We start from the raw sequence: 6,394 nt of genomic DNA on the forward strand, positions 1-6,394 counted from the left end.
TTGCTCCGCGGCCTCGATGGCGATGGACCGCAGCCGCTCCAGGTTCACATGGTCGGCATTGGTGCGGGCGGTGATGATGGGCTGGATGACGGAAACGCCGAGTTCGGTCGCCTTCTCCACCACCATGGCCGTCTTGGCGCGCTTGAGCAGGGCGAAGCAGAGCCAGGCATCGGGCTCGGGCGCCTGGGGGCGGGTTTGCTCCACCAAGGTGAGCGTGACCGATTTGCGCGAAATTTTGGTGACAGCGGCGCGCCATTCGCCGCTCACGCCATCGAAAACACGCAGGGCATCCCCCTGGGCGGCGCGCATCACATTGGCAAGGTAGTGCGATTGCGCCTCGGAAAGGGCGAGATCAGCCCCGGCGGCGAGCGGCCCGGGCACATACAGACGAATTGACGCGACACTCATGCGTCGCTGAATAGCACCATGAGCGGATTTACCGATATACGCCTCTCCGGCTGGGTGGCCCGCGTGCCACCGCGTTTTGTGCCTTATGTGCTGCTGGCGCGCCTCGACCGCCCGGTCGGCGTTTGGCTGTTGTTCCTGCCCGGGCTCTGGGCCATCTGCCTCGCCGCGCACGGATTCTGGGCCGGGCTGTGGCTGGCGGCGCTGTTCGCCGTGGGCTCGGTGGTGATGCGCGGCGCAGGCTGCGTGGTGAATGACCTGTGGGACCGCAAGATGGACGCGCAGGTGGAGCGCACCCGCGGCAGGCCCCTGGCCTCGGGCGCGGTGACGCCGATGCAGGCGCTGGTGTTTCTGGCACTGCTCTGCCTCGTCGGGCTCGGCATCCTGCTGCTGCTGAACCGCGCGGCGCAGATCCTCGGCGTGTGCTCGCTGCTGCTGGTGGCGCTGTACCCGGCGGCCAAGCGCGTGACATGGTGGCCGCAGGTGGTTCTGGGCTTCACCTTCGGCTGGGGCGCGCCGATGGGCTATGCCGCCGCCACCGGGCATTTCTGCTCCTGGCCGTCGCTTTGCCTCTATGGCGCGGCGGTTCTGTGGATCCTCGGCTACGACACGATCTACGCGCACCAGGACCGCGAGGACGACACGATGATCGGCGTGAAATCCACGGCGCGGCTGTTCGGGGCGAAAACGCGAGAGATGCTGGCGGTGTGCTACACCGGCACGCTTCTGTTGCTGCTGCTGGCCATGGCGGGCTTCGGGCTGCATGTGTGGGGCTATGCGCTGATGCTGGTGCCCGGCGCGCTGCTCGCCTGGCAGGTTGCACGGCTGGACATAAACGACCCGGTGCGCTGCCTCGCGCTGTTCAAGCTCAACCGCGAAGTGGGACTGGCGGTGGCGGTGGCGATTTTAGTGGGGTGGATTTAGCCCGGTAGTGGGACAGTTTGGAATTTTGTTTCGGGTGGAGAGCAGCGGGCCGTGGCGAGGCAGTTTCATGACCACATAAGGGCCCCGACAAAATTATCGCGGCCGTCACGAGATGGCACCAAGCGTTAGATTCGCTCCACTAAAACATTTTCGCGACCCGCAAGGTCAACCCAAAATTCTGCTTGAACTGGCCTGAGGCGTCAATGTCGTGGTTGACCGAAACCAGGCCTTGCCACGTCGGCGAGAGGAACATCATGTAGGTCAGCCGAAGCTGATCCTCACGCGTTTTCGTTCCATTGTCGATCCCGGCAATTTTCTGTTTTCCGCCGAAGAGCCCCGCATAGCCGAATGAGATCTCGGCATTTGATGCGCCCGGCCAGCTGCGCCGCACCACATCTGTAACATCGTAGCAGAGCCAGGCGTAGATTGCGTAGGTGGAATTCTGGGTAAGTTTCTGCTGTCCGGTCCCGGACTTGTCATTATCGCCGTAGTAGGTCCAGTCAGCCGAGACATCGAGCGTGGATTTATCGCTGAGGCCCTGCGTCAGGTCCCCCTGCAGATCATTCTGCCATCGATTTTTACCGAGGTTCAGAGACCTGCGGCTATCATAAGTGCCGGTCGGAATCGAGGTATAAGTCGCCGCCGATAGCCATTGCCGCTGTTCGGGCCGATTGATGAACCAGAATCCCGGAGAAAGGATAAGATCCCCTGCTCCCGAAGCATCGCCCAGCCGGTAGCCATCGATTCTGCCGTCGGAGAGACTGCCGAACGGCTGGATCACATCAACATCGAAGGGATGACCGAAGACCTCGTTATAATAAATATACCTGGCGATTCCTATACTAACCTGGAGGTCTGTATTTTTTTTCGCCGTCCCAGTTATGGTACTGTTATATTGATTATCCGCACCGTAATCGTAATAGCCCATGGCGATGTGGGTTCCCACTGGAAAGGGAACCCAATCGAATGGCTGATAATCAATCGCCTGACTGGGCGATGCAGCCATCGTCGCGGCAGTCAATCCGCCGACTATCGCCACAATAAATCTTCGAAAAGCGATCATGGCCTGGGCTCTATTTATGTGGTTCGCCTGGTCTGCCCATAAGTCCTCTTCCCTCGCCGTCCCTACAAGACGAGCGAGGGAATTTCTGGGAAAATTACTGAGCCGTATAACCGCCGTCGATCACGAGCTCCGAACCGGTGACGAATTTGGATTCGTCCGAGGCCAGATAAACGATGCCCCAGGCGATATCGTCGGGTTCGCCCAAATGGCCGACCGGATGCAGGGCAACCAGCGCCTTATGCCGCGCCTCGGCGTCAGGCCCAGCATTCTGCACCATGGGCGTCCAGATAAAGCCGGGATGGACCGAGTTCACCCGGATGCCGGTTCCCGTTTTCGCGCAATGCAGCGCCGCAGATTTGGTGAGCAGGCGCACACCGCCCTTGCTGGCATTATAGGCGGCGAGATCGGGGTCTCCCACCAGACCCTCGATCGACGACAGGTTGATGATCGAGCCGCCCCGGTTGCCTTGCTTGATCCCGCGAATGCCATGCTTCACGCCCAGGAATACACCGTCGAGGTTGACGCTCATGAGCTTGTGCCAATCCGCGAAGGATAGCGCCTCGGCATTGCCGGGGATGGCTATGCCGGCATTGTTAACGACAATATCGAGCCGGCCAAACGCCGCGATCACGCCGTCGATCACCGTGACCCACTGCTCTTCCAGGCAGACGTTATGATTAAAGAATTTGGCGGTGCCGCCGGCCTTCTCGATTTCCGACACCGTCTCCGCGCCATTGGCGTCGCTCATGTCGGTCACGGCCACGATGGCGCCCTCGCCCGCCAGCCGCAGCGCGGTCGCACGGCCGAGACCAGAACCGCCGCCGGTAACCAGAGCAACTTTGTCCTGCAAACGATTCATGTAGCTATCTCCTAGAGAAATGTCGTGAAAAAATGCATTCGCGCGCCGTTCGTCTTGATCAGGCGCTTAGCCTCAAGCTTGAACTCAACCGTAATTTTTCGCCGCTCCATGACGCACCTCCGGTGGAATAAAAAACACCTATTCAGTATCTTTAACACCGGCAGCAGGCCAATACGCGCAAACGACCACCATAGCGAAAACTAATTGTCAAGGGCACGAGCGTCCTATGTCCAGCCCCATCTGCTGCGAAAATCTTAAAATGAAAATCTTAAAAATACGTTCCAGCTAAAATGGGTAAATGTCCGCTTCTCGGCAGGCGACCAAGGCGCTCGAGTGCCCAGCTTGGGCGCTTAGCCGCACCTTTTGGTGCGGAAATCCGGTGCAAATATCCGCTTGTGGTGACGGATGCTTCCCGGCCTGGAATGCCAGCCAGCACCTTTGGCGCCTGAAACAGAGTTCAGGCTGACCCACCACCGATTCAATCGGCGCTTGACGCCAACGGGCATTCCGCAACAAGATTGCCACATCCGGGGTGCCCGCGCTGTGCGGGCTGAGATCATACCCGTTGAACCTGCCTGGGTAATGCCAGCGAAGGGAGTAATTATATGCTACGCCGTAGGTTTATCTCGTCCGCCGCCGCTACTCTAGCCGCCCCTGCCCTGGCCCGCGCCGGGACGGCGCAAAAATTCACCCTCATCCTGGACTGGTTCATCAACCCGGACCATGCGCCGCTCTTCGCTGCCAAATATTGCGGCGCCTTCGCCCGCGCCGGGCTGGATGTGAAGCTCATCGCCCCCACCGACCCGGACCTGCCGCCGCGCCTCGTCGCCGCCGGGCAGGCCGATGCCTGCCTGAGCTACCAGCCCCAGCTTTATCTGCTGGTCGACCAGGGCCTGCCCGTGCGCCGCACCGGCACGCTCATTAACAAGCCCCTGAACACGCTCACCGCGCTGAAGGAAAGCGGCGTGACCAAGCTCGCCGACCTCAAGGGCCGCAAGATCGGCTACTCGGTGGCCGGGGTGGAGACAGTGCTGATCGGCACGATGCTGAAATCCGCCGGGCTGACTCTGGCCGACGTGACGCTGGTGAACGTGAACTTCAACCTCGTCACGGCGCTGCAATCGCGCGAGGTGGATGCGGTGATCGGCACGTACCGCACATATGAGGATATCCAGCTCCAGCAGGCGGGGCTGAACCCGGTGATCTTCGCGCCCGAGGATTACGGCGTGCCAATGGCGGACGAGTTGATCCTGCTCTCGCGCGAGGCCGGGCTGAAGGCGCTGGCCGGGTTCCTGGCCGCGCTGCGTGAAGGCGTGGCAGCACTTGAGGCCGCCCCGGAGAAAATGCTGGCGCTGTTCCTGAAGGACAACCCCAGCCTGAACGACAAGTTGGACATCGCCTCCTGGCACGCGCTGCCGCCCTATTTCGCGCGTGATCCGGCGGCGCTGGATACGGCCCGCTACACGAAGTACCGGGACTTCATGCGCGCGGCCGGGCTGATCAAGCAGAACCTGCCGCTGGAGTCCTACGCGGTGCAGATCGCCACTTAGCCATGTCCCCGCCCGGCATCGTCATCGAGAACCTCGGTCTGCGCTATGCCGGGGAGAGCATTTTCGAGAACCTCAGCCTCTCGCTCCCGGCCGGGCGGTTTTCCGTGCTGCTGGGGCCTAGCGGCGTGGGCAAGACCAGCCTGCTGCGGATCATCGCCGGGCTGGAGGCGCCAGCCGAGGGCAGCGTGCGCGCGGAGGATGGCGAGAAGCTGGCCGGGCGCGTGGCCTACATGGCGCAACAGGATCTGCTGCTGCCCTGGGCCAATGCGCTGGACAATGTGATGCTCGGGGCGGTGCTGCGCGGCGAGCGGCGCGATCCGCAACGGGCGGCGGCACTACTGCAACGCGTGGGGCTGGGGCACCGCATGCGCGCTTTGCCCGCCACGCTCTCCGGCGGCGAGCGCCAGCGCGTGGCCCTGGCCCGCACACTGTACGAGAACCGCCCGATGGTGCTGATGGACGAGCCGTTCTCGGCACTGGACGCGATCAGCCGCGCCCGCATCCAGGACCTCGCAGCGGAGCTGCTGGCCGGGCGCACGGTGCTGCTGATCACGCATGATCCGCTGGAAGCCTGCCGGCTTGGGCATACCCTCTCTGTGCTCGCGGGCAACCCGGCGACGCTGGCAGCACCACTCGCCGTGCCAGGCCTGCCGCCGCGTGCCCCGGATGACGACGCCGTGCTGCACATGCAGGGCGAACTGCTGCGCCGCCTTGCCGCGCTGAGCCCGGCATGATCCGCCCGCTCATCACGCTTGCGGTGTTCGTGGCGCTCTGGTGGGGCATCTCGGCCTATGCCGGAATCCCGCCTTATATGCTGCCCAGCCCGCAGGCCGTGGGTGCTGCGCTGTGGACGCAGCGCGACTATCTCGCCGCCAACGCGGCGGTCACGCTGGCGGAAATCGGCATCGGGCTGGTAGGCGGGGCGCTGCTTGGCGCACTGGCGGCTCTGGCGGTGGCGGCCTCGCCCGTCCTGCAACGCTGGCTGCTGCCGGTGCTGGTGCTCAGTCAGGCGATCCCGGTTTTCGCCCTGGCGCCGCTGGCCGTGCTGTGGCTGGGCTTCGGCCTCGCCTCCAAGGTGGCCATGGCCATGCTGGTGATCTTCTTCCCCGTCACCGCGAATTTTCTCGACGGGCTGCGCCGCACCGAGCCGGGCTGGCTGGATCTGGCGCGGACCATGAACGCCCGGCCCGCTTACGTGCTGCTTCGGTTGCGCCTGCCCGCCGCCCTGCCTGCCCTCGCCTCCGGCCTGCGCGTGGCCGCGGCGGTGGCGCCGATTGGTGCAATCCTCGGCGAATGGGTCGGCGCATCCTCCGGGCTTGGCTATGTGATGCTGAACGCCAATGCACGGATCCAGCCGGACCTGATGTTCGCGGCGTTGGTTGTGCTGATGGCGATCGCCATCGGGATGTACGTGGCCGTGGATAAAACACTGCGACGCCTGCTGCGTTGGGCGCCGGGCGGATAGGCAATCGGCATAGGGGGCGATCATCACTGATCGCTCCCCTGCCACACCACCCGGCATGCGGGTCCGCACCGGGCGGTTCGAGAGATTGAGGTTAGGCGAGTCTGGGCATTCCTAGCTGGTCTGCCCAC

General features: G+C 63.2%; 7 protein-coding genes and 1 riboswitch. Of the genes, 4 read left to right on the forward strand and 3 right to left on the reverse strand.

Translation table 11 applies throughout. The features are described from left to right. Nucleotides 1-408 (reverse strand): RsmE family RNA methyltransferase (locus ACLPJJ_RS12660; protein ID WP_443591334.1); only part of this gene is annotated, 408 nt, incomplete at its 3' end. Between the two features lie 18 nt (nt 409-426). On the opposite strand from ACLPJJ_RS12660, the gene ubiA reads away from it, so the two are divergent. Then, nucleotides 427-1,329 carry a 4-hydroxybenzoate octaprenyltransferase gene (gene ubiA / locus ACLPJJ_RS12665; RefSeq protein ID WP_443591335.1) on the forward strand — a complete coding sequence of 301 codons (903 nt, stop codon included), beginning with the start codon at nt 427-429 and terminating at the stop codon, nt 1,327-1,329. Between the two features lie 139 nt (nt 1,330-1,468). Here ubiA and ACLPJJ_RS12670 read toward each other — a convergent pair whose 3' ends face one another. Further along, nucleotides 1,469-2,392, reverse strand: coding sequence for a transporter (locus ACLPJJ_RS12670; protein WP_443591336.1), 924 nt, complete (start codon nt 2,390-2,392; stop codon nt 1,469-1,471). 94 nt (nt 2,393-2,486) lie between these two features. Next, entirely contained in the window at nt 2,487-3,251 is a 765-nt protein-coding gene (locus ACLPJJ_RS12675) for a glucose 1-dehydrogenase (protein ID WP_443591337.1), read from the reverse strand. Nucleotides 3,252-3,769: 518 nt separating this feature from the next. Further along, nucleotides 3,770-3,865, forward strand: a riboswitch (TPP riboswitch). Between ACLPJJ_RS12675 and ACLPJJ_RS12680 the strand changes: the two genes are divergently transcribed. The 3 genes from ACLPJJ_RS12680 (at nt 3,857) to ACLPJJ_RS12690 (ending at nt 6,266) form a co-directional block, all read left to right on the forward strand. Beyond that, nucleotides 3,857-4,801, forward strand: a complete 945-nt coding sequence (locus tag ACLPJJ_RS12680) for an ABC transporter substrate-binding protein (protein WP_443591338.1) — start codon at nt 3,857-3,859, stop codon at nt 4,799-4,801. It overlaps the preceding riboswitch by 9 nt. Nucleotides 4,802-4,803: 2 nt before the next feature. Further along, nucleotides 4,804-5,535 carry an ABC transporter ATP-binding protein gene (locus tag ACLPJJ_RS12685; RefSeq protein ID WP_443591339.1) on the forward strand — a complete coding sequence of 244 codons (732 nt, stop codon included), beginning with the start codon at nt 4,804-4,806 and terminating at the stop codon, nt 5,533-5,535. Next, nucleotides 5,532-6,266 (forward strand): ABC transporter permease, encoded by a 735-nt coding sequence (locus tag ACLPJJ_RS12690; RefSeq protein WP_443591340.1) that lies wholly within the window; start codon nt 5,532-5,534, stop codon nt 6,264-6,266. The genes ACLPJJ_RS12685 and ACLPJJ_RS12690 overlap by 4 nt, the downstream gene beginning before the upstream one ends. The last annotated feature ends 128 nt before the right edge of the window (nt 6,267-6,394 follow it).

The organism is Acidocella sp. (genome assembly GCF_052326845.1).
Taxonomy (GTDB): Bacteria; Pseudomonadota; Alphaproteobacteria; order Acetobacterales; family Acetobacteraceae; genus Acidocella.